This window comes from Microbacterium sp. R1 (assembly GCF_015159725.1).
GTDB classification, from domain to species: domain Bacteria; phylum Actinomycetota; class Actinomycetes; order Actinomycetales; family Microbacteriaceae; genus Microbacterium; species Microbacterium oxydans.
The window spans coordinates 498091-520113 of the sequence record NZ_JADDUD010000001.1 but is presented as its reverse complement, the minus strand read 5'-3'; the positions used below and the strand labels follow the sequence as shown (position 1 = coordinate 520113).

Below are 22023 nucleotides of genomic sequence, written 5' to 3'. Positions count from 1 at the left end.
CAACCGAGGATGCCCGATACAGCTCTCTCCGTCCTCGACCTCGTCCCGGTTCGCACCGGCCAGACCAGCGCAGAGGCCGTCGCCGCCTCGCTCGCTCTCGCGGAGGTCGCCGACCGCCTCGGCTATCGCCGCTACTGGTTCGCCGAGCACCACAACATGCCGTCGGTCGCATCGACCACTCCCCCGGTGCTGATCGCGGCCGCAGCCACCCGCACCTCGCGCGTGCGGCTCGGTTCGGGCGGCGTGATGCTGCCCAACCACGCGCCGCTCATCGTCGCGGAGCAGTTCGCGGCACTCGAGGCGATCGCGCCCGGCCGCATCGATCTCGGCCTCGGGCGCGCTCCGGGAAGCGACCCGGTCATCACCCAGCTGCTCCGCGGTTCGGGAACGACGAGCGACGTGGAGCAGTTCCCGCGCCATGTGCAGGACATCGCCGCACTCCTCTCCGGCGAGGGAGCCGCCCTGCGCTTCACCTCTGGCGGGGAGTACACGGTGCGCGCCACTCCGGCCGCGACCGGAACCCCCGAGGTCTGGCTGCTCGGATCGAGCGACTACTCGGCCCAGCTCGCCGCATCCCACGGGCTGCCCTACGTCTTCGCCAACCACTTCTCGGGGCAGGGTCTCGAACGCGCGCTCGATCTCTACCGCACCGGGTACCGCCCCAGCGAAGAGCACCCTGAGCCGCGCACGTTCCTCACCGTGAACGCGGTGGCGGCGCCGACCCAGGACGAGGCGGAGGCTCGCGCGCTGCCGCAGCTGCGGATGATGGCGCGCCTGCGGCTCAATCAACCCCTCGCCGCTCTCGAGACCGTCGAGCAAGCGATGTCCGCCGTCACCGACCCGGCGACCGACGAGGTCGTGCAGGCCGCCCGCTCTCGCTGGTTCGTCGGCACGGGTGAGAGCGTCGCGGCCGAGGTGCGTGCCTTCGCCGAGCGCCACTGCGTCGACGAGGTCATGCTCTCACCGGTCGCCGGTGCCTACGACGCCGAGCCGAAGGACGCCCCGACCGGACGAGCGCAGACTCTGGAGCTCATCGCCGCTGCGCTCTGAGCCGACAGTGACGGCCGCTTGTCAAGCCCTGGCCTTCCCCTGCGGGCAGGCGTAGCCTCGGCGGCAGAGAGAGGGGTTCGACGATGAGCACCACGAAGACACTCGCACTCTGGGTGGCCTACGGACGCAACGGCGTTGTGGGCAGCATCCGCCACGACGAGGACGGCTACACGGTCACGATGGTCGGGGCCGACGCGACGACGGGCACCTACCCGAGCCTCGCCTCGGCGAAGGGTGCGCTGCATTCGCACATGACGCCGGGGAGCGATTGGCCGCGCTTCCAGGAGCACTGAGCGGCTCGACGGCCTGACGGACCGGGAGAGTCAGGACTCCGGTTCGCCGGAGAGGATCCCGCGGAGCCAATCGCGCGCCTCGACGAACACGTCGTCCGAGTAGCGGTCAGGGTACTGCACGATCTGACGGTCCGCCCGCGGGTACGACCCGAGGAACACGACGCGGGGACTGAACCGGCGGATGCCGAGCAGCGCATCGGCCATGCGCTCGTGCTCGATGTGGCCGTCGGCGTCGATCACGAACCGGTAGCGACCCAACTCATCGCCGATGGGCCGAGACTCGATGAGCGACAGGTTGATACCGCGGGTGGAGAATTGCTCGAGCATCTCCAGGAGCGATCCGGGGTGGTCGTGCGGAAGCTCGACGATCAGGGACGTCTTATCTGCACCGGTCGGTTCCGGTGAGCGGGTGGTGCGGGTGACCAGCACGAAACGGGTCACCGCCTGCGCGTTGTCGCCGATGCCTTCCGCCAGCACATCGACGTCGTAGTGGTTCACGATGCCGGGAGCCGCGATGGCGGCCTGGGCGGGCAGCGTTCCGTCGAGGACGCCGATCGCGGAGGCGACGTTGCTCGAGGCCGGCACGTGCGAGTGCGACGGCAGGTGCGCGCCGAGCCAGCCGTGGCACTGCGCGTAGGCGACGGGATGCGCCGCGATGACCTCGACCTGGTCAAGCGTCGTGCCGCGCGGGGCGACCAGCACGAAGTTCACCCGCACCAGGTACTCGCCGATGATGCGCAGACCGGGGAGGGTCGCCAGAGCGTCCTGCGTGGTGGACACCCCGCCCTCGATCGAGTTCTCGATCGCGATCATCGCGGCGTCGCTGCGCCCCTCGAGCACGTCGGCGAGAGCCTCGCCCACGTTGTGCACGGGGCGCCAGTCCTGCCCGCGGGCCTCGGCCACCTGATCGAGCGCCGCCTCCGTGAAGGTGCCGGCGGGGCCGAGATAGCTGTAGGTGCGGCGTTCAGTCACGGGTTTCACCTTATCCCTCGGTGACGGCGCCGCTCCCCCGCGTGACTTCCCCTCCCGTCGCAATATTCCACCTTCGTCGGCGGTTCTGGCTGTCATATCGCGACGAGAACGGCGAGGCGGGAGAGGAAGAGGGCCTCTTCCAGATGCGATCACGCCGAACAGGGGGCAGACTGAGAGGATGACGAGCCGTGCCGGCCTCCCCGCGGAGGAAAGTGACCTGATCGACGTCGACGAACTGATCGCCGCCTACTACGACCGCACGCCGAACCCGGAGGTGGCCGCAGAGCGCGTCGTGTTCGGCACCAGCGGCCATCGCGGATCGTCGCTGTCGAACAGCTTCAACGAGAACCACATCCTCGCCACGACGCAGGCGATCGTCGACTACCGCGACGCGCAGGGGATCACCGGTCCGCTGTTCCTCGGACGCGACACGCACGCGCTCTCGCTCCCCGCCGAGCGCAGCGCGATCGAGGTGCTGCTCGCGAACGGCATCGACGTGCGCGTCGACTCCCGCGACTCGTGGGTGCCGACTCCGGCCCTCAGCCACGCGATCCTCACCTACAACCGCGGCAAGGCGGCAGACGACCCCGGTCGCGCCGACGGCATCGTCGTCACCCCCTCGCACAACCCTCCGCGCGACGGCGGATTCAAGTACAACCCTCCGCACGGCGGGCCCGCCGACACCGACGCGACAAGCTGGATCGCCGACCGGGCGAACACCCTGATCGCCGCAGGGCTCGAGGGCGTGAAGCTGGAGCGCTTCGCCGACATCGACTGGGACTCCCTCACCGGCTACGACTTCCGTGACGCCTACGTGCGCGATCTGCCGTCGATCATCGACATCGATGCGATCCGCAGCGCCGGCGTCAGCATCGGCGCCGACCCGCTGGGCGGGGCCTCCGTCGAGTACTGGGCCTTGATCGCCGAGATGCACGACCTCGACCTCACCGTCGTGAACCCCGAGGTCGACCCGACATGGCGCTTCATGACGCTCGACTGGGACGAGAAGATCCGGATGGATCCGTCGTCCCCTTCGGCGATGGCATCCCTGGTCGCGAAGAAGGGCTCCTACGACGTCCTCACCGGGAACGACGCCGACGCCGACCGGCATGGGATCGTGACCCCGGACGCCGGACTGATGAACCCGAACCACTACCTCGCGGTCGCCATCGACTACCTGTTCTCGCACCGTGAGGGGTGGCCCCGCGACGCCGCGATCGGCAAGACGCTGGTCTCGTCCATGATCATCGACCGCGTCGCCGAGTCGCTCGGACGGCGCCTGCTGGAGGTTCCGGTCGGATTCAAGTGGTTCGTCCCCGGGCTGCTCGACGGCTCGGTCGCGTTCGGCGGGGAGGAGTCGGCCGGTGCCTCGTTCCTCCGCAAGGACGGCTCGGTCTGGTCCACGGACAAGGACGGCATCCTGCTGTGCCTGCTGGCCGCCGAGATCATCGCCGTCACCGGGAAGACCCCCTCGGAGCGGTACCAGGAGCTGGAGACCGCCTTCGGCGCATCGGCGTATCAGCGCGTCGACGCTCCGGCGACCCCGGAGCAGAAGGCGACCCTCGGCAAGCTCGCTCCCGAGGCGGTGACGGCGACCGCGCTCGCCGGCGAGGACATCACGGCGAAGCTGTCGCACGCCCCTGGCAACGGTGCGGCGATCGGCGGCCTCAAGGTGCAGACCGAGCACGCCTGGTTCGCCGCTCGCCCTTCGGGCACCGAAGACGTCTACAAGCTCTATGCGGAGAGCCTGCGCGGTCCTGAGCACCTCGCCGAGGTGCAGGCCGAAGCACGCGCCGTGGTCTCCGCCGCGCTCGGCGACTGACGGCTGCGGACCGTCGGTCTCGCGCCGGCGGTCAGGACGGTTCGCCGGCAGATGCGGTGCGAGCTGAGGCGGTGCGAGCTGCGGCGGTGCGAGCCAGAACGGCGCCGGCGGCGCGCAACCAGCGGACGGGTTCGGCCAGCGCCGCCTCCGACGAACCGGCCAGCGCGGTGAGAGACGCGACGTCGGCGAACGACGAGGTGTCGGCGTCTGCGGCGACCCGCCCTGCCGCCAGCATCGCCACGGCTCCGGCCTCGGCCGCGAGGTTCGCGAGGAATGACGGCACCTTGCCGTCTCCGGACTGGCCGTCGTACGACCCCTCCCCCGTGATGATCGCGTCGGCATCGGAGAGCGCATCGGCGAGACCGATGAGCTCGGCCACCTCCGCGGCACCGGGAGCGAGCTCGCCACCCCACGCGACGAGGGCTGCTCCGGTTCCGCCGGCCGCGCCGTAGCCTGGCCCTGCGGGATCGATGGCGAGCAGTTCGGCGAGCCGGCCGAGGCCGTCGTCGACGATGGCGATGTCGTCGACCGATCGCAGCCCCTTCTGGGGGCCGAACACCGCGGCCGCACCGCGCGGGCCGGTGAGCGGATTCGTGACGTCGGTGAGCACCCGCACGTCGGGTGCCGCGCGCAGCCCGGTGAGATCGACGGACGCGATGTCTGCGAGGCCACGCGCGCCGCGAGCGACCGGAACGCCGGTGGCATCGAGGAACCGCGCGCCGAGGGCCGAGAGCATCCCGGTGCCTCCATCGGTGGACGCGCTGGAGCCGATGCCGACGACGAGGCGTGAGACACCATGATCGATGGCTGCGGCCAGGGCCTGGCCGAGGCCGGTCGTATCCGCATCCCAGGGACGCAGCTCCTGCAGCAGCTCGATGCCCGAGGTCGAGGCGAGGTCGATCACACCTGTGCCGTCGGGGGCGTCGACCGTCGGCGGCAGCAACAGCCAGAAGGTGTCGACCCGCACCCCGGCAGGCCCGTCGACCGCGAGGGGCATCCGCACCGCGCCTGGCACCGCCGCTTCGAAAGCCGCAACGGTCCCCTCACCACCGTCTGCCATCGGTCGATGCACGAACTCAGCCTCGGGTTCGACCGATGCCCAGCCCTCCGCGAGCGCGACGGCCGCCTCCACCGCGGCGACCGTGCCCTTGAAGCTGTCGGGGGCCAGCACGACCCTGGTCACGAGCCGACCATCGGAGTGCTGGCACGCACGATGACCTCGAGCGGCAACGGGGCCTGCACCCACTCGACGTCGACCGTCGCGCGGAACGCCTGGTACCCGACGTCGCTCAACGGCACACGCACCGTCGTCAGTGCCGGGGAGACATCGCTGCTCGCGGGGACATCGTCGAAACCGCAGACCGCGATGTCGGTGCCGATCTCGCGCCCCGCGTCACGGATCGCGGACATCGCCCCGAGCGCCACCACGTCGCTGATCGCGAACACGAGGGTGCCGGCCTCCACTCCGCGGTCGAGGGCCGCCCTCATCCCGGCAGCCCCGGACTCCCGGCGGAAGTCGCCACGATGCACGCTCTCGACGACGCCACCCGCCTGCTCGAAACCCGCGCGGAAGCCGACGAGACGATCATCCGATGTGCGCACCCCGTCCGCCGCGCCGAGAACGATGGCACGGCGGTATCCGCGATCTGCCATCAGACGACCCAACGCCTCCGCACCGGAGCGGTTGTCGATCTCGATGTGACGCTCTCCCTCGCCGTCTGGTCCGAATGCCACGACGCGGCCGCCCTGCCTCACGAACTCCGCGAGCTCGTGAGCGGTCTCGGCCTCTGTGGCCTCCTGTGTGCGAGAGGCGGCCAGGATCAGGCCTCGGGGCCGCTGCCCGCGCAGGGCGCGCACGATCCGCGCCTCCCGCGCCTGGTCCCTCTCGGTGATCGCGATCGTCACGACCAGCCCCTCCTCGTCCGCTCCCCTGGCGACGCCTGACGCGATCTGTCCGAAATAGGGGTCGGCGATGTCGGCGACGAGCAGGGCGATGACCGGCGACGTGCCCTTCGCGATCGACTGGGCCGAGACGTTGGCGGTGTACCCCAGCTTCCCGGCCGCGGACTCCACCCGTTCCCGGAACGACTCGGCGACCTTCCGCTCGGAGCCGTTCAGCACGCGCGATGCGGTCGCGAGCGAGACACCCGCCTCGCGTGCGACGTCGTGCAGGGTGGGGGCGGGCCCTCGCACATGACGCGGAGACCGCGCTGGCCGCTCCGCGGACGTTGCGGGCTTGGTCATGACCCAGATCCTACTTGCCACGGTCCCGCCTCAGCATCACCGCGAGGGACGACGCGGCGCCGGCGACCGGACATCCTCACCTCAGGTACGCGGAGACGGCTTCGGCGAACGTCTCGGCAGTCCGCCGTACGACGTGATCCGGAGCGTCCGCCCAGATGTCGGCGTTGAAGATCTCGACCTCGATGTCACGGTCGTATCCGGTCGCGATCACGGCGCGCGTGAGCGAGGCGAAGTCGATCACCCCGTCGCCGGTGTAGTGCCGTGAGAGCAGCACATCGTCCGCGAGGGGCGTCTTCCAGTCGCACACCTGGTACGTGGCGATGCGTCCCTCCCGGCCGGCGCGCGCGATCTGCTCGAGCACCTGCGGATCCCACCAGATGTGGAACGTGTCGACGGCCGCGCCCACCACATCGGGCTCGAAGTCGCCCGCGATGTCGAGCGCCTGACCGAGCGTCGAGACGACGGCGCGATCGGAGGCGTACATCGGGTGCAGCGGCTCGATCGCGAGCGTCACACCCGCCGCCTTCGCCTCGGGGGCCAGCACGCCGATGGCATCGCGCACGCGCTCGCGCGCTCCGATCAGGTCGCGCGATCCCGCGGGCAGCCCCCCGGCGACGAGCACCAGCACAGCGGTGGATCCCGCGGCTCCCGCGGCCGCGAGCGTCGCCGTCTCCTCGATCGCACGGCGGTTGTCGTCGAGCGCCGCGCGCCTCTCCGGGCCGTCCGGCAGCGTGAAGAATCCGCCTCGGCAGTGCGTCGAGAACCGGAGCCCCGAGTCTCGGAGCATCCGCGCCGCGACGTCGAGCCCGACGTCGTTCACGGGCTCACGCCAGAGTCCGATCGACCGTACGCCGGCGGCGGCCGTGACCCGCAGCGCCGTCGCGAGGTCGGCGTGCTTGATGGTCGCCTGATTGATCGACAGTCGCGGATCCGGAGTCTGCGCTTCGCGGGTCATGCGTCCACTCCGTTCACACGCAACATGCTGTGCCATCGCTCGCGGGCGAGGTCGGGCTGTTCGAGCGCGAGCGAGTCGTTCGCGAGCTCGACGATGCGGCTCAGATGCGGCAGGCTGCGCGCGGAATGCAGCCCGCCGACCATCTGGAACGCGGGCTGGTGCCCGTTCAACCAGGAGAGGAACGCCACACCCGTCTTGTAGTAGAAGGTGGGTGCCGCGAACACCTGCCTGCTCAGTGCCTCGGTCGGACCGAGGACCCGCCGGTACTCCGCAGCGTCACCCGCATCCAACGCCTGGATCGCCGCGGACGCGACAGGGGTGATCGCGGCGAAGGCTCCCAGCAGCGCGTCGGAGTGGGCACGATCCGCAGCGCCGCCGATCAGGTCCACGTAGTTGAAGTCATCGCCGGTGAACATCCTGACCTCCTCGGGGAGGCGCGAGCGCACCGCGATCTCGGAGTCGGCGTTCAGCAGGCTCATCTTGACACCCGCGACCTTGCCAGGGCTCTCGGCGATGATCTGCAGCAGCACCTCGGACGCCGTCTGCCAATCCTCCGCACCGAAGTAGCCGGCGAGCTCGGGGTCGAAAGCCGTACCCAGCCAGTGCAGCACCACGGGGGTCGTCGCGCGCGAGAGCACCTCCCGATACACGCGGCGGTAATCGGCGGCGTCGGCGGCGACACGGGCGAGGTGGCGCGAGGCCATCAGCACGGGTCCGGCGCCCTGCTCCTCGGTGAAGTGCAGCTGCTCGGTGTAGGCCGTGATCACCTGTTCGAGGGGGATGTGCGTCTCGGCGATGTGGTCGGTGTTGACGCCGACGACGACCGAACCGCCCTCCTCGCGCGCGACCTGAGCGCTGCGGGCGATCAGCTCACGGGTGGCTGCGGCATCGAGACCCATGTTCCGCTGCGCCGTGTCCATCGCGTCGGCGACGCCGAGACCCCAGGAGTACACGTTGCGGCGGAAAGCGAGGGTGGAATCCCAGTCGATGTCGGCGGGCTGTCCTGGGGTGTTGTCGGCATGCACCTTCGGCACGACGTGTGCAGCGGCGTAGGCGACACGACTCTGCAGCGGCGTCGTCGGGCGGGCGTATGCGCCCGAGTCGTTGAGGGCGGCGGCGAACGTCTCACCGCTGGGGCGGAGGAGGCGCAGAGTGCTCATGCGCGCCTCAGCCCAGGGTCAGCGGCGACAGGGCGATCTTGCGACCCTCGGCGCTGGAGGTCAGTCCCGCCTCGGCGAACTGCACACCCCGTGCACCGGCGAGCAGGTCGAACGGGTATTCGGTGCCCTCGACGTAGGAGACCAGATACTCCTGCCACTGCTGGCGGAAACCGTTGAGGAAGACGTCGTTGGTCGGCACGTCCTGCCAGTCGGCGTCGTAGTCGCGCGTGTCCTCGAGGTCGGGGTTCCACACGGGCTTCGGGGTGGCGTTGCGCGGCTGGATCTTCGCGCCGAACAGTCCGACCACGGCGGATCCGTGGGTGCCGTCGACCTGGAACTCGACGAGCTCGTCGCGGTTCACGCGCACGGTCCAGGAGGAGTTGATCTCGGCGATCACGCCGCCCTCGATCTCGAAGATCCCGTACGCAGCGTCCTCCGCAGTGGCGGTGTAGTGCTCGCCCTTCTCGTCCCAGCGGTCGGCGATGTGCACGGCGGCCTGCGCGTACACGCTCTTGACCTCGCCGAACAGGTTCTCCAGCACGTAGTTCCAGTGCGGGAACATGTCGGTGATGATGCCGCCGCCGTCCTCGGTGCGGTAGTTCCAGCTCGGACGCTGCGCGGGCTGCCAGTCGCCCTCGAACACCCAGTACCCGAACTCGCCGCGGACGGAGAGGATGCGGCCGAAGAATCCGGAGTCGATCAGGCGCTTGAGCTTCTGCAGACCGGGGAGATACAGCTTGTCGTGCACGACGCCGGTCTTGACGCCCGCCTCGTCCGCCAGGCGCGCGAGCTCGAGTGCCTCCTCGAGCGACTCCGCAGTGGGCTTCTCCGTGTAGATCGCCTTCCCTGCGGCGATGGCCTTGCGGATCGCGGAGGCGCGGGCCTTGGTCACGAGGAAGTCGGCGTAGATCTCCCACTGCGGGTCGGCGAGCGCCGCGTCGAGATCGGTCGTGTAGTCGTCGATGCCGTGCTTCGCCGCCAGCTCGGCCAGCTTGGCCTCGTTGCGTCCGACCAGGATCGGCTTCACCGTGATGCGGGAGCCGTCGGCGAGTTCGATGCCGCCCTCCTCGCGGATCGCGAGGATCGAGCGCACCAGATGCTGCCGGTAGCCCATGCGCCCGGAGACGCCGTTCATGATGATCCCGATCTCGCGGGTGTTCGCCTGTGCCATGGTGTTCCGTTTCTGTCGCAGGAGGCCGTCGGTGCGCTTCCCCGGTGGTCGGACCTGCTGGTCGGCCACCAGATGGGAAAACGCTTTCCGGCATCATGGCACGACATCGAGGCGAACTGCAACAGGCGCATCAGGAGGGTGTGACGGTCAGCGCGATGTCGTGCTGGCGCGCTCGACGAGCTCGGTTCCGACGACCGAGGCGGCGCGAGCCTTCGACACCCCTTCGATGGCGTCGATCAACGACGAGACCGCGCACTGGGCGAGGGCCGTGAAGTCCTGCCGGATGGTGGTCAGTGGAGGGCGGTAGTTCGCCGCATCCGGCACGTCGTCGAAGCCGATCACGCTGACATCCTCCGGCACCCGGCGCCCCGCGTCGGAGAGCGCGCGCAGCAAGCCCAGCGCCATCTGGTCGTTGGCGGAGAAGACCGCGGTGGCCGCCGTCAGTGCAGCTGCCGCCCGGTGGCCCGAATCGGCGCTCCAGTCACCCCGGACGACGGGCGGAGCATCGATGCCGGCAGCGGCGAGGGTCTCGCGCCAGCCCCGTTCCCGCTCCATGGCGGCGAAGGAGTCGGCGGGACCGGCGAGGTGATGGACCGTGGAGTGCCCGAGCTCCAGGAGCCGTTCCGTGGCCGCCGCTGCGCCACCGGCATGATCGCTGTGCACCGAGGCGAAGCCGGCCTCGGTCGGGGCGTCGACGACCACGAGCCTGAGCCCGCTCGGGCGCTCGGTGTCGGAGACCAGGGCCGACGCCTCGTTCAGGACGATCGCGCCGTCCACCTCTTGCTCGGCGAGCCGGTCGAACGCCTCACCGATGCCCCGGGCGGCAGTCACCAGCGTGAGGGCGTATCCGCGCTCCGCCGCCGCCTCCGCCGTCGCCTGGAGCATGCGGGAGTTGCCGACCGTCGAGAGCGTGGTGACGACGAGTCCGATGGTCTGCGAACGCCCGGTGCGCAGGGCGCGGGCCGCGCGGTGCGGGCGGTATCCGAGCTCGACCATCGCGGTCTCGACACGCGCTCTGGTATCGGGGTCCACGCGGGGGCTGCCGTTGACGACACGGGAGACCGTCTGACCCGAGACACCGGCACGCTCGGCGACCATGGCCATCGACACCCGGCGGGAGGACGAACGCCCGCGGTCGGAACCGGGCACGTCGACGCCTTCTCCGCCACTCCCGCGTGCTCGCACCCGCCGCCTCCGTCCCGCGCACGGTGGATGCGCGACTCGCTCGTGTTGACGTTATCACGGGGCTGCGCCTACCATGTTTACGTGAACACGCCCGAGCTTCCCGAGACGCGCACCGAGACCCTCGGCGCCGGCGTCGTCAAACGCGCCACCACCCTCGCCGACGGCCGCGATCTGATCTACTACGACGACCCGGGGACGGCACTCGGACCGGAGCGCTCCGTGGATGCCCGCACCCTCGGCCCTCGACCCGACACCGCGACCATGCGCCTCGACGTGCTCACCGGCGACTGGATCACGGTGGCCGCGAACCGGCAGAACCGCGTGATGATGCCGGGTTCGGATGCCGACCCCCTGGCCCCGCAGACGCCGAGCAATCCGTCGGAGGTGCCGTCCCGCTACGACGTCGCGGTGTTCGAGAACCGCTCCCCCGCATTCGGTCCTGCTCTCGCCGAGGCGGCGGGCACCGCACCGCAGGCTGCGAATGCTCCCCGCGGTCTCGACGACCTCGCCGCCCTGGGCCTCGGTCGCACGCGCACCTCGGTCGGACGCTGCGAGGTCGTCTGCTTCAGCCCCGAGCACGCAGGCTCCTTCGGCACGCAGTCGGTCACCCGCGCGCGCACCGTGATCGAGGCGTGGGCCGACCGCACGGCCGCGCTCTCCCGGCTGCCCGGCATCGAGCAGATCTTCCCGTTCGAGAACCGCGGCGAGGCAATCGGCGTGACGCTGCCCCACCCGCACGGCCAGATCTACGCCTACCCGTACGTGACCCCGCGCACCGCTCGCGTGCTGGAGTCGATCGACCGCACGGCGCCCGACCTCTTCCAGCGCATCCTGGATTCCGAGCAGGCGTCCGAGCGCGTCGTGTTCCGGGGCGAGCACTGGACGGCGTTCGTGCCGTTCGCCGCGCGCTGGCCGCTCGAGGTGCACCTGATGCCGCACCGTCACGTGGCGGATTTCGCCGAGACCTCGGCGGCCGAGCGGGACGAACTCGCACCCCTGTACCTGCGCCTGCTGCGCGGCGTCGACGCCCTCTACGACTCCCCCACCCCGTACATCGCCGCCTGGCATCAGGCACCGGTGCACGTGGGCCGCGACACCGTGCGCCTGCACCTGCAGCTGACGAGCCCGCGCCGTGCCGCCGACAAGCTGAAGTTCCTCGCCGGCTCGGAGGCCGCGATGTGGGCGTGGGCGGCAGAGGTGCCGCCGGAGGTCGGAGCCGCGCGACTCCGCGAGGCCATCGAGCGCACAGCAGACGACCAGACCGATCCGGGAGTCTCCGCATGACCGCCGCACACGACGACGCCGCACACGACGACGCCGGATCCCTGTTCGCGGGCCTCACCGGCCGCGAGCCGGACGGATTCTGGTCGGCACCCGGACGCGTGAACCTCATCGGCGAGCACACCGACTACAACGACGGGTTCGTGCTGCCGTTCGCCATCCCGCAGCGCACGGTGGCCGCCGTCGGCCTGCGCGACGACGACCGGGTCCGAGTCGCCTCCACCTTCGCCGAGGAGCCGGTCGAGGTCGACCTGGACGATCTGGATCGGCTCTTCCCCACCCCCGCGGGCGCCCACCCTGCCGTCCCCGAATGGGCCGCGTACCCCCTCGGAGTCGCCTGGGCGATGCGACAGGCCGCGACGGAGAGCGGGCCCTTCGGAGGATTCGACCTCACCATCGCGTCCGACGTGCCGGTCGGGGCGGGACTCTCCTCGTCCGCCGCGATCGAGGGCGCGACGGCTTCCGCGCTGAACGACCTGTGGAACACCGGCTTCGACGGCACGCACCTCGCCCGCATCGGGCGCCGTGCCGAGAACGAAGCGGTGGGCGCGCCGACCGGCATCATGGACCAGATGGCGTCGATGCTCGGTCGGCCCGACACCGCGATCTTCCTCGACTGCCGCTCGTTGGACGCCGAACTCGTCCCACTCGCCGTCGCCGAGACGGGCCTCGCGATCCTCGTGATCGACACGCGCGTGAAGCACGCCCACTCCACCGGCGGCTATCGCGAGAGGCGCGCTTCCTGCGAGCTCGGCGCCTCGCTCCTGGGTGTGCCGGCACTGCGCGACGTCACGGTGGACGACCTGCCGCGGGCGCAGGGCCTGATGGACGACGTGACCTTCCGCCGCGTGCGCCACATCGTGACCGAGAACCAGCGGGTGCTCGACACGGTGCGGGTGCTGCGCGAGCAGGGCGTGCGAGCGATCGGCGACTTCCTGGTCGCCTCGCACGCATCGATGCGGGACGACTTCGAGATCTCGACCCCCGAGCTCGACACGGCCGTCGACACCGTCCTGGCCGCCGGCGCCCTGGGGGCGCGGATGACGGGCGGCGGTTTCGGCGGTGCGGCGATCGCTCTGGTCGAAGCGTCCGACGTCGCCTCGGTTTCGGAGGCCGTGAGGGATTCCTTCGCGGCGCACGGGTTCGTGGAACCCCTGCTGTTCGCGGTCCTCCCCTCAGCCGGTCCTCGGCGCGACGCATGACAGAATGATCCATCGGGCCGCGACGAATCCGCGGCAGGAGAGGAAGCAATGTCCTGGATCGTGACCGGCGGGGCCGGCTACATCGGCTCCCACGTCGTGCGTGCGCTTGCGAACGCGGGGCTCACGCCTGTCGTGCTCGACGACCTCTCCAGCGGTGTCGCGTCTTTCGTGCCCGAAGGCGTGGAGTTCGTGCAGGGCAGCATCCTCGACCGCGAGCTCGTCGAGAGCACGCTGCGCGAGCATGACGCCGAAGGGGTGATCCACGTCGCCGGCTTCAAGTACGCCGGCGTCTCGGTGCAGCGCCCCCTGCACACCTATGCGCAGAACGTCGACGGCACACGCGTGATCCTCGAGGCCATGGAGTCCGCCGGTGTCGCGAACATCGTCTTCTCCTCGTCCGCCGCGGTGTACGGCACCCCAGACGTCGCCCTCGTCGTCGAGGACACCGCCAAGAAGCCTGCCAGCCCCTACGGGGAATCCAAGCTCATCGGCGAGTGGCTGCTGCGCGACCAGGCGATCGCGACGGCGGACTCGGAGCACCCGCTGCGGCACACCTCGCTGCGGTACTTCAACGTGGTGGGATCCGCCGATCCGACGGTCTACGACGTCAGCCCGCACAACCTGTTCCCCATCGTGTTCGAGGCGCTGATCGCGGGAAAGACCCCGCGCATCAACGGCGACGACTACGACACGGAAGACGGGACGAACGTGCGCGACTACGTGCACGTCGGCGACATCGCGGCCGCCCACGTCGCGGCGGCCCAGCGCCTCACGGCCGGCCAGCCCCTCGAAGCGGCATACAACCTCGGCTCCGGCGACGGCCTCAGCGTGAAGCAGATCATGGATGCCGTCGCCCGCGTGACCGGAATCGACTTCACCCCCGAAGTCGGCCCCCGGCGCCCCGGAGACCCCGACCGCATCGTGGCGACGGGCGAGCTCGCCGCACGCGACCTCGACTGGACCATGCGGTACTCGGTGGACGAGATGGTGCGCACGGGCTGGAAGGCCCGACAGGCAGCTCGCCCCTGACGGTCAGACGTCGCGAGTGCGGATCGGGTACGCCCAGAAGCACAGCCAGGCGACGGCCGTGAACCCGAGCGGGATCACCGCGAGCATCAGCCGGATGCCTCCGTCGACACTGTCCGGCTGTGCGTCGCCGAGAGTGGCATCGAACCCGGCAGCGTTCAGCACCACCGCGGCGACGATCGCCTGCAGCACGACCGAGCCACGGACCACGAATCCGTTCACCCCGAAGTAGGCGCCTTCTCGACGGAGCCCGGTGCGGGTCGCGTCGTCGTCGATGATCTGCGCGAGCATGACCTCGAGCAGCTGCAGCAGACCCCCGACACCCACACCGACGGCCACGCCGACCAGCGCAGCGCCGAGCACGGTCGAGGGGGCGAGATAGCCGAGAACGGCCGTCCCGAACACCGCGACGCTCCACAGCATGGCCGTGCGCGGCGAGGTGCGGCGGACGACCGCGCTCCACAACACGATCGAGGGGATCGCGGTCACGAAGATCGCCCCGAGCAGCAGACTGCCCTCTCCCTCCGGCGCGTGCAGCGAGTAGCGTACGTAGAAGGGGACGGCGGCGAGGATCACGGCGATCGACGTCTGCACGAACAGCGAGCCGAGGACGTACGGGACGAACGCACGGTTGCGGAAGGTATAGGTCAGCTGATCACGCCAGCGCATGGCCTCCCCCGGGTTGTCGGGCGATGACGACTCCGCTGATGTCTGCGGCGTCCGGCGCTCGATCATGCCTCCGAGGAACGACCACACGAGCAGCACGAGACAGACGGCCCCGAGCACCATGGCCATTCCCGGCCAGCCGATGGCGCCGTACAGGGCGGGAGCGCCGGCCGTGCCGAGCACCATGCCGAGGATCGCGAAGATCTGTCGCGGCACGTTGCCGCGGGCCCGCTCCTCGGTGGTGCGGAAGATCTCAGGGAACAGCGCCGAGATGTTCAGCACCACCACCACGAAGGCCACGTCGTAGACGGCCACGACGACGAGGAACCAGACGATGAGGCCGGTGACCGGGAGATCCGGCGGCATCCAGACCAGCGCGAAGGCGACGACGAGTGGCACGATGCCCAGGCCGATCCACGGGATGCGCCGACCCCAGGGCGTGCGCAGCCGGTCGGAGATCGTGCCGACGACGGGGTTCAGCACGGCGTTCAGCACCCCGTGGGCGATCATGGCGATCGCCACGCCCGTCGCCGGGACCGCGAGGTGCGAGACGTAGAAGTAGACGACGAAGGCCGAGAAGGTCTGCGCCATCAGTTGCGTCGGGAAGCCGGATGCGCCGAAGGCGATCGTCTGCGCTCTGGTGGGCGCCGCATCCAGTCGTCGGTCCCGTACGCGTTCGCGCAGAGAGGTCACCGGGCGCTGCCCCTCTGCAGGTCTCGCAGGTCGCGCCAGCCGATGCGCACGAGCGCCTCATCCTCGATGGCCTGCAGCACGACCGGGTCGCTCAGCAGACGCAGCTCATAGCCGCGCTTCCTCGCGCTGAAGTCGACGGCCGCGCGGAGCTCGTCGTCGTCGACCATCGGATGCAGGTAGATCTCGGTGACTCCGGCCGGCACCGCCCGCAGCAGCGCGATGAAACCGGCTCGCACCTCCTCATACGTCTCCTCGTCGGGTGCGCCTTCGCGCAGGAGTTCGAACGGATGCGACCAGAGGCGATCGATGATCTCGACGCCGGACGCGTCGGCGGCCGCTGCGGCGCGATCGAGCTGAGCCTGCAGGGCGAGGTTCTCGCCCACACCGTCCATGCTGCGGGGCAGCCGGAAGGGCAGGCCGTGCCGTGCGGCGAGTTCGAAGACCGGCTGCAGGAAGTCCCGTCCCGTCACGAGCCCGTAGACCGACCCCATGTGGTTGTCGAGGTGCGTCACATCCACGCCGGCATCGAGCGCGGTCTGCAGTTGGGCGGAGAGTTCGGCGGCGACATCCTCGTCTGAGGCGTTCTGCTCGACGGAGAGCACATCGGTCGGGAAGAAACCCGCAGCGTCGACGAGGCTCGTGTCCGAGCCGGTGAGCGGACGCCACCGGTAGCGCGCCCATTCGCTCGTGAGCACAAGATGCACACCGACGTCGAGATCCGGACGGGAGGCGGCGAAGGCGAGCGCTTCGGGCGACCAGGAGCACGGGACCATCACGGTGCTCGAGTCGATGCGCGAGGACGTGAGCAGGTCGACGATGGCGGTGTTCGCGGCATGGCACATGCCGAAGTCATCCGCATTGAGGATGATGGCCCACGTGCCGGGCGCGAGTCCGAGGCGGTCGGCGAGGTCGGAGGGTGCGGTCATCGGATGATCCTGTCGGTGGTCGAGCGGCGTTGCTCGGAGGCGTGGCGTGGTGCCGGTGAGTGGGCTTCGGCGGTCGAGTCAGGGTGGTCGTTCAGCGGCCACCCTTGGGTGCGGGCGTGAGGATGCGGCTGAAGAGGTCGCTGCGGAGCGCTGCCGCGGCTTGGTCGACCGCACCGATGAGCGGAGCCTCGGTGCCGAACGACGAGACCAGGAACCGGAGCGGAAGCTGCGCCTCGTACTCGGCGGCGATGCGCTCGATCGCGGCGACGAGGGCCGGGTGTGCGGCCTTGCCGCTGAGGATGAACGCCTCGGGGTCGAGCACCAGCCCCACGGTGCCCGCGACGAGGACGATGCGGCGGGCGAGCTCTGACACGATCTGGACAGCCGCCTCGTCTCCGCGCTCGGCTGCTTCCAGATGGTCGTCGAGCGACGCATCGGGGTCTCGTCCGACGCCGAGAGCCAGGTCTCCGACCACCGCGTCGCCGGCGAGGGGCGCACCGATCGGGATGGGCGTCTGCGGCAAGTACATGACTTCGCCTGCGACGCCGGAGAACCCGCGGTGGAGTTCCCCGTCGATGACGATGCCTGCACCGAGCCCGTCGTCGAGCAGCAGCAGCGCGAAGCTCGCGAGCGTGCCGCCTTCACCGCCCGTGAGCTCGGCGAGGGCTGCGAGGTTGACGTCGTTCTCGACGCGGACGGGGCAGTCCAGGGCCGTGGAAAGAGCCGAGCGGAAGAGGCCGCCGTCGGGGCCGAAGTCGTCTCGGATGCCTCCGTCCGCCGTGACGATGCCGGGGACTCCGACCACCGCCAGGTGCACGGCCGCTTTCGCCGCATTCACCGAGCGCCGGCAGCGTTCCACGAGCCCGACGATGTGGGCCACGCGGTCATCCGTTTCGGCGAAGGGCCCGTGTTCCTCCGCCTGCACAGTGCCGGTCGCGTCGACCAGCACGACGTGGGCGGCGTGATGATCGACGTGCACCGCCGCGGCGAAACCGAGCCGGGGGTGCAGGGCGACGCGTCCTGCAGCAGGACCCCTCGTGTCACGGTCGATGCCCGCGGGGGCGACGGCACCGGCATTCTCGAGCATCCGCAGCACCTGGGTCACCGCCGTCCGTGAGAGTCCGGTGGTCGACATCAGGTCCGAACGGGTCTGCGGACCGCTGCGCGCGAGAGCTTCGAGGATCGCGCGGCCGTTGAGCGTGCGGAGCAGGCCCTGCGGTCCCGCGAGTGGTCTGGACATAGGGGTTGCGGGGTCGCCTCTCTTCGTCGCGTCGTGCACCACTGGCTGTGCCGGGCGCAGTGCCCGCAAGCATGCCACATCGTGTCGCACCAGTCGACACCCCGGACCGATTCCGTCGGACCGCATGCGCGCAGAACCAGGCACCGGCGCCGGCACAGGCACAGGCACAGGCACAGGCACAGGCACATCTCCTCCTCCACCACCTCCACCTCCACCTCCACCTCCACCTCCACTGCCACCATCACCAAAGGTTCCGCTGCCACCGGGTTTCATGTCCGCAGCAGCTCCTTGCGTCGAACCGTCGGTCCGGAACGAGCAGCGCTGGTCGGTCGTGGTGTTCGCCATCGCCGGCTCGGATCCCACCAGGCAGGGCCGCGGACGGAAGGGGTGCCATGTCGCATCCGGATCTCCCATCCACTGGTGGGGAGGGTTCGGTGGTGGTGCCAGCACAGCGCGACGCCGTTGTCGGTATGAGTCGCTCCACCGCGGGCGTGCTCGTCCACGTGATGGATCTCGCACCAGGCCGCGGGCACATGGCAGCCGGGGATGAGGCATTCACGGTCGCGGAGAGTGATCGCCCGACGTTGATGGGCGTTGAAGATGCGGTCAGAGGCGTGGATTCCGATGATGCGCCCAGCCGGGTCGAACAGGACCCGCTGCACGCCGCCCCCGCACGCGGTGTGCGCGGCGACTCCGGTGGACACGGGGGTGTCGATCCCTTCGATGCGAGCCCATCCGGAACCGGTGGCGTAGTCCTCGGCGGTGACGGTGACGACCAGCGTCGGTGCGGCACCTCCCAGGCGGGGCGTGTCATCGTGACGTGCAGCGATGGAGAGCACGGCGGCGAGCGTGTCGTGCTGCTTCTGCGCGCGCGTCCGGGGGTCGATCGTCCGCACCGGGTCCTCGGATGGCAGGAAGCCATCATCCGCCCCCTCGACCTCCGGCGAAGAGGTGCGCGCCGTGTCGGAGGGCCGGAAAGCGACACCAGGTTGCGGCGGGCCGTCGACCTTCGGGTTCAGGTACGCGTCGAAGAGGCGTCGCAGCTGTCCTGCGACCTCGGGGAGCAGCCCACCCCGGATCGGGATCACCCCGTCCTTGGCCCGACCGAGGACGATCCCCCGCGCCCGCATGGCGATCTCGTCCGCAGGCTCGGCACCATCCGGATCGAGATACTGCATCATCACCTGCGCCAGCACCCGCAGGTCTTCCGGAGTCGCCGGAGGAGCGGTGTCGTCGTCGACCCCCGACTCCGCACCGCCGTGGTCATCCGCGCGCTGCTCGGCAACCGGAAGCCCGCGCGCATACGCCGCCAACTCCGCATCGGCCCGCAACCTGTCCGCCGTCCCCACCCTGGCGCCGGCCCGTTCGATCGGACCGATCGCCGCGAGAACCCCGTCGACCCCCACCGTCCCGTCGAGGAGGGACGCGCGCAATGCCGGCCACCGTGACGGCAGCCAGCCGCCCGACGTCAGATCGACCTCCCGCCGCACCGCCCTCGCGGCCTTCACGACCCGGGTGGCACCCGTCGCATCCACCCGCAGCACCCGCTGCAGAAGCTCGCCGACCGTTCGGCACCCGAAGAGGCCGCAGAACGCGAGGTCGCCCGAACCCGCTGGGCGTGACTCCACCGATGCGACAACCTCCACCACCACGGCCTCCACGCGCCGCTGCGCTTCGCCCGCCATTCGCAGCAGCTCCATCTTCGATGCGTCGCTCAAACCCACCACCGCCTCGGAACGCAGCACCGCATCCAGGTCGGCGACGACTTGGATGAGCGCATCCACAGGAGTGTTCATACCCGAAGTCAACTCGGGGCCACCGACATTCATCCCGGGATAAGCCCAGTTCAGAGCAGTATTCCAGAACACAGATAGAGGCCTCCAACACTCCACGAAGCCGGTGGACTGGGAGTACTCCACAGCTGCCGCGCACCGAGAAGCCAGGGCACCCCGAGCACTCCGCACCGGATGCAGAATCGACACACCCCCTGGCGTCACGCTCTCCGCGGATATCGATGGACGACAGAGCACGGCGAAGGCCACATCGATGCCGACGTGTCCGATCTCGATTTGACGCTCGCGAGTTCACGAATTAAATTACAGATCGGTAACGGTGGCATCCGGGGGGATCGACCGCCGCGTACATCTGCCTCCCGGAAGGATCCCGTCACGAATTCCCTGCCCCCCGAGCGCGCTCACGAAGCCTCGGAAGCTCCGACAGAAGTCCCCGATCCGACTCGACCGCTTCTCCGTCGTCATCGTCGACGCCAGGCGACCGCAGACGCGCACTCCCCCCTTCCGTCGAACGCCGCCGACACGCTCCCCCTCGCCGACGCGACCTCTTCGTCCGCCGAAGCCCTCGTGCCCGAAGCCCGCCTCGCACCCGAAGCCCGCCCCGCACCCGAAGCAGACCCCGCACCCGCAGCCGACCTCGCGCTCGACGCAGACGCCGCGCCTGTCGCCCCGTCACTCAGGTCCTCGCGCGCACGCCGCAGAGCCGCGGCAGCTCACACAGCGACCGCAGCCGCGGACTCGACCCAGGACGAGACAGCCCTCCACTCGCAGGCGACGCAGACTCAGGCACGGTCTCAGACGAAGCCGACCCCAGCGACGGCACCGCGCGCAACGCAGCCCCAGACGACGGCACCCCAGACCGCGGCACCCCAGACCGCGGCACCCCAGACAACGCAGTCCCAGGCAACACAGCCCCAGACCACGGACCCCCAGCCCCAGGCAACACAGGGCCCCCGTTCCTGGGATCCTCGCCTGCGCCCCCGACACATGGCTCCTCGCGCGGCGTCGACTCCTCAGACCCGGGTCCGCCGCGAGAAGCGCACGTGGGCGAAGTCCAAGGCGCTCGGCGCCACCCTGGCGATCGGGGTCCTGATCACCGGAGCCGCGCTTCCTGCATTGAACCCCACCAGCGGCCCCGCGGCTGCTGCCAGCGCCCCCGTCTCGACTCTTGCCGACGGAATGTCCCAGTCCTACACATCGAAGAACGAGATCCGGGCGGAGATCGCCCCGCGCGGCAACTTCTCGGCGACGACGCCCGAGGAGATCAAGGAGACGCGCTCCCGTGCCGCGGCCGCCGCGATCGCCGCAGGCATGCCGCTGGGAAGCGCGCTGGACATCCCCCTCGTCGGACGCATCATGATGCCGATGGCCGACGGAACATATTCCTTCACCGACGGGTTCGGCGCCTCACGACCGGGTCGATCGCACCTCGGACAGGACTTCGCCGCGCCGGTCGGCACTCCGATCAACGCCGCCATGAAGGGCTGCGTCTCCCGATCGACGGAGAGCTACCAGGGCTACGGCGTGACGATCCAGATCGAGAGCATCGTCGACGGACAGGCCGTGAGCACCGTCTACTCGCATATGACCTACGGAAGCCGGGCTGTCGAGGTCGGCGACTGCGTCGACGAAGGCCAGTACATCGGAGACGTCGGATCGACCGGCTACGTCTTCGGGTCGTGCCTGCACTTCGAGGTCCACATCAACACCGTCGCCGTGGATCCCCTGCCCTGGCTCAAGAAGAACGTGAGCTGACCCGCAGCGTCCACCCCCCTCCGGCCACGGCGATCCCCCTAGGCTGGATGGATGACTCCGCTGGTGATCCGCGACGCCCGCGCCGAAGATGCCGACAGCATCGCCGGCGTGCACGTCCGCTCCTGGCAGGCGGCCTACCGTGGACTCATCGATCAGTCCGTCCTCGACGGACTGTCCGTCGAGGAGCGAGCCGAGGGTTGGCAGCGCATCATCGCGGAGCCGCTGCCCACGGGCCTCGGCACCCTCGTCGCCGTGCGGGGCGACCGCCTGGTCGGCTGGGCATCGCTGGGCTCCGGCCGCGACCCCGACGGGCTCGCCGACGGCGAGGTCTACGGCATCTACGCAGACCCCGCCGCCTGGTCGACGGGTGCGGGCCACGCCCTGCTCGAGGCGGCGGAGCAGCGGATCGCCGAGGCCGGGTACGCACGCGCGTACCTGTGGGTGCTCGATGGGAACGATCGCGCGGATGCGTTCTACGCACGCCACGGCTGGGACGAGGACGGCGCGGTCAAGATCGAGGAGCGCCCCCAGCTCACCCTGCGTGAGCACCGTCGTGTGAAGCAGCTCGCCCCCTGAGCGCCCGGGGCCC

The 22023-nt window shown here is 70.1% G+C and carries 19 protein-coding genes; 8 read left to right on the top strand and 11 right to left on the bottom strand.

Annotated elements, in window-relative coordinates:
- The first annotated feature begins 9 nt into the window (after positions 1-9).
- Both ILP86_RS02500 and ILP86_RS02495 read left to right on the top strand, forming a co-directional pair.
- Positions 10-1050, top strand: coding sequence for an LLM class flavin-dependent oxidoreductase (locus tag ILP86_RS02500; protein ID WP_193761290.1), 1041 nt, complete (start codon positions 10-12; stop codon positions 1048-1050).
- A gap of 83 nt (positions 1051-1133) precedes the next feature.
- The gene (locus ILP86_RS02495; protein ID WP_045264467.1) at positions 1134-1343 is read left to right on the top strand and encodes a hypothetical protein; all 210 of its coding nucleotides are present in this window, start codon (positions 1134-1136) and stop codon (positions 1341-1343) included.
- 30 nt (positions 1344-1373) lie between these two features.
- Here the strand turns inward: ILP86_RS02495 and pheA are convergent, their stop codons facing one another.
- Complete coding sequence (pheA, locus tag ILP86_RS02490) at positions 1374-2324, bottom strand: prephenate dehydratase (protein WP_045264466.1); 951 nt, start codon at positions 2322-2324, stop codon at positions 1374-1376.
- A 169-nt stretch (positions 2325-2493) separates the two neighbouring features.
- On the opposite strand from pheA, the gene pgm reads away from it, so the two are divergent.
- Positions 2494-4137 carry a phosphoglucomutase (alpha-D-glucose-1,6-bisphosphate-dependent) gene (pgm, locus tag ILP86_RS02485; protein WP_193761289.1) on the top strand — a complete coding sequence of 548 codons (1644 nt, stop codon included), beginning with the start codon at positions 2494-2496 and terminating at the stop codon, positions 4135-4137.
- 31 nt (positions 4138-4168) lie between these two features.
- Here pgm and ILP86_RS02480 read toward each other — a convergent pair whose 3' ends face one another.
- The 6 genes from ILP86_RS02480 to ILP86_RS02455 form a co-directional block, all read right to left on the bottom strand.
- On the bottom strand, positions 4169-5320 hold the full coding sequence (locus ILP86_RS02480) for a glycerate kinase (protein WP_193761288.1): 1152 nt from the start codon (positions 5318-5320) through the stop codon (positions 4169-4171).
- Positions 5317-6381: a LacI family DNA-binding transcriptional regulator gene (locus ILP86_RS02475; protein ID WP_061015513.1), complete on the bottom strand. Its 1065-nt coding sequence runs from the start codon at positions 6379-6381 to the stop codon at positions 5317-5319. Before ILP86_RS02475 ends, ILP86_RS02480 begins: the two co-directional genes overlap by 4 nt.
- Positions 6382-6457: 76 nt before the next feature.
- The gene (locus tag ILP86_RS02470; protein ID WP_193761287.1) at positions 6458-7336 is read right to left on the bottom strand and encodes a sugar phosphate isomerase/epimerase; all 879 of its coding nucleotides are present in this window, start codon (positions 7334-7336) and stop codon (positions 6458-6460) included.
- Positions 7333-8496 (bottom strand): dihydrodipicolinate synthase family protein, encoded by a 1164-nt coding sequence (locus ILP86_RS02465; RefSeq protein WP_193761286.1) that lies wholly within the window; start codon positions 8494-8496, stop codon positions 7333-7335. Before ILP86_RS02465 ends, ILP86_RS02470 begins: the two co-directional genes overlap by 4 nt.
- Before the next feature lie 7 nt (positions 8497-8503).
- Positions 8504-9667: a Gfo/Idh/MocA family protein gene (locus ILP86_RS02460; protein ID WP_046747686.1), complete on the bottom strand. Its 1164-nt coding sequence runs from the start codon at positions 9665-9667 to the stop codon at positions 8504-8506.
- A 147-nt stretch (positions 9668-9814) separates the two neighbouring features.
- Positions 9815-10771 (bottom strand): LacI family DNA-binding transcriptional regulator, encoded by a 957-nt coding sequence (locus ILP86_RS02455; protein WP_141368834.1) that lies wholly within the window; start codon positions 10769-10771, stop codon positions 9815-9817.
- Between the two features lie 162 nt (positions 10772-10933).
- On the opposite strand from ILP86_RS02455, the gene galT reads away from it, so the two are divergent.
- Genes galT through galE form a run of 3 tightly spaced genes read left to right on the top strand, consistent with a single transcriptional unit; the run spans position 10934 to position 14364 of the window.
- The gene (gene galT, locus ILP86_RS02450; protein WP_193761285.1) at positions 10934-12136 is read left to right on the top strand and encodes a galactose-1-phosphate uridylyltransferase; all 1203 of its coding nucleotides are present in this window, start codon (positions 10934-10936) and stop codon (positions 12134-12136) included.
- A complete protein-coding gene (gene galK / locus ILP86_RS02445) occupies positions 12133-13335 on the top strand; it encodes a galactokinase (protein ID WP_193761284.1) in 1203 nt (400 codons plus the stop codon). Before galT ends, galK begins: the two co-directional genes overlap by 4 nt.
- 48 nt (positions 13336-13383) lie before the next feature.
- Positions 13384-14364 (top strand): UDP-glucose 4-epimerase GalE, encoded by a 981-nt coding sequence (gene galE, locus ILP86_RS02440; RefSeq protein ID WP_193761283.1) that lies wholly within the window; start codon positions 13384-13386, stop codon positions 14362-14364.
- Positions 14365-14367: 3 nt separating this feature from the next.
- Here galE and ILP86_RS02435 read toward each other — a convergent pair whose 3' ends face one another.
- The 4 genes from ILP86_RS02435 to ILP86_RS02420 form a co-directional block, all read right to left on the bottom strand.
- Entirely contained in the window at positions 14368-15720 is a 1353-nt protein-coding gene (locus ILP86_RS02435; RefSeq protein WP_193761282.1) for an MFS transporter, read from the bottom strand.
- Positions 15717-16646, bottom strand: coding sequence for a polysaccharide deacetylase family protein (locus ILP86_RS02430; RefSeq protein ID WP_193761281.1), 930 nt, complete (start codon positions 16644-16646; stop codon positions 15717-15719). The genes ILP86_RS02435 and ILP86_RS02430 overlap by 4 nt, the downstream gene beginning before the upstream one ends.
- A 91-nt stretch (positions 16647-16737) precedes the next feature.
- Positions 16738-17886, bottom strand: coding sequence for an ROK family transcriptional regulator (locus ILP86_RS02425; protein ID WP_061015520.1), 1149 nt, complete (start codon positions 17884-17886; stop codon positions 16738-16740).
- A gap of 269 nt (positions 17887-18155) precedes the next feature.
- Positions 18156-19682, bottom strand: coding sequence for an HNH endonuclease signature motif containing protein (locus tag ILP86_RS02420; RefSeq protein ID WP_193761280.1), 1527 nt, complete (start codon positions 19680-19682; stop codon positions 18156-18158).
- A gap of 984 nt (positions 19683-20666) precedes the next feature.
- Here ILP86_RS02420 and ILP86_RS02415 point away from each other — a divergent pair.
- Together ILP86_RS02415 and ILP86_RS02410 are read left to right on the top strand one after the other, a co-directional pair.
- Entirely contained in the window at positions 20667-21434 is a 768-nt protein-coding gene (locus tag ILP86_RS02415) for a M23 family metallopeptidase (protein ID WP_193761279.1), read from the top strand.
- Between the two features lie 51 nt (positions 21435-21485).
- On the top strand, positions 21486-22010 hold the full coding sequence (locus ILP86_RS02410; RefSeq protein ID WP_193761278.1) for a GNAT family N-acetyltransferase: 525 nt from the start codon (positions 21486-21488) through the stop codon (positions 22008-22010).
- Positions 22011-22023 lie beyond the last annotated feature (13 nt).

What these genes read in the sequence shown, in the direction of transcription:
- pgm (WP_193761289.1), top strand. Translation starts at nt 2,494, where the DNA reads ATGACGAGCCGTGCCGGCCTCCCCGCGGAGGAAAGTGACCTGATCGAC.
- ILP86_RS02500 (WP_193761290.1), top strand. Translation starts at nt 10, where the DNA reads ATGCCCGATACAGCTCTCTCCGTCCTCGACCTCGTCCCGGTTCGCACC.
- ILP86_RS02410 (WP_193761278.1), top strand. Translation starts at nt 21,486, where the DNA reads ATGACTCCGCTGGTGATCCGCGACGCCCGCGCCGAAGATGCCGACAGC.
- ILP86_RS02495 (WP_045264467.1), top strand. Translation starts at nt 1,134, where the DNA reads ATGAGCACCACGAAGACACTCGCACTCTGGGTGGCCTACGGACGCAAC.
- ILP86_RS02470 (WP_193761287.1), bottom strand. Translation starts at nt 7,336, where the DNA reads ATGACCCGCGAAGCGCAGACTCCGGATCCGCGACTGTCGATCAATCAG.
- ILP86_RS02430 (WP_193761281.1), bottom strand. Translation starts at nt 16,646, where the DNA reads ATGACCGCACCCTCCGACCTCGCCGACCGCCTCGGACTCGCGCCCGGC.
- ILP86_RS02465 (WP_193761286.1), bottom strand. Translation starts at nt 8,496, where the DNA reads ATGAGCACTCTGCGCCTCCTCCGCCCCAGCGGTGAGACGTTCGCCGCC.
- galE (WP_193761283.1), top strand. Translation starts at nt 13,384, where the DNA reads ATGTCCTGGATCGTGACCGGCGGGGCCGGCTACATCGGCTCCCACGTC.
- ILP86_RS02475 (WP_061015513.1), bottom strand. Translation starts at nt 6,381, where the DNA reads ATGACCAAGCCCGCAACGTCCGCGGAGCGGCCAGCGCGGTCTCCGCGT.
- ILP86_RS02460 (WP_046747686.1), bottom strand. Translation starts at nt 9,667, where the DNA reads ATGGCACAGGCGAACACCCGCGAGATCGGGATCATCATGAACGGCGTC.
- galK (WP_193761284.1), top strand. Translation starts at nt 12,133, where the DNA reads ATGACCGCCGCACACGACGACGCCGCACACGACGACGCCGGATCCCTG.
- ILP86_RS02415 (WP_193761279.1), top strand. Translation starts at nt 20,667, where the DNA reads ATGGCTCCTCGCGCGGCGTCGACTCCTCAGACCCGGGTCCGCCGCGAG.
- ILP86_RS02420 (WP_193761280.1), bottom strand. Translation starts at nt 19,682, where the DNA reads ATGAACACTCCTGTGGATGCGCTCATCCAAGTCGTCGCCGACCTGGAT.
- ILP86_RS02455 (WP_141368834.1), bottom strand. Translation starts at nt 10,771, where the DNA reads ATGGCCATGGTCGCCGAGCGTGCCGGTGTCTCGGGTCAGACGGTCTCC.
- ILP86_RS02425 (WP_061015520.1), bottom strand. Translation starts at nt 17,886, where the DNA reads ATGTCCAGACCACTCGCGGGACCGCAGGGCCTGCTCCGCACGCTCAAC.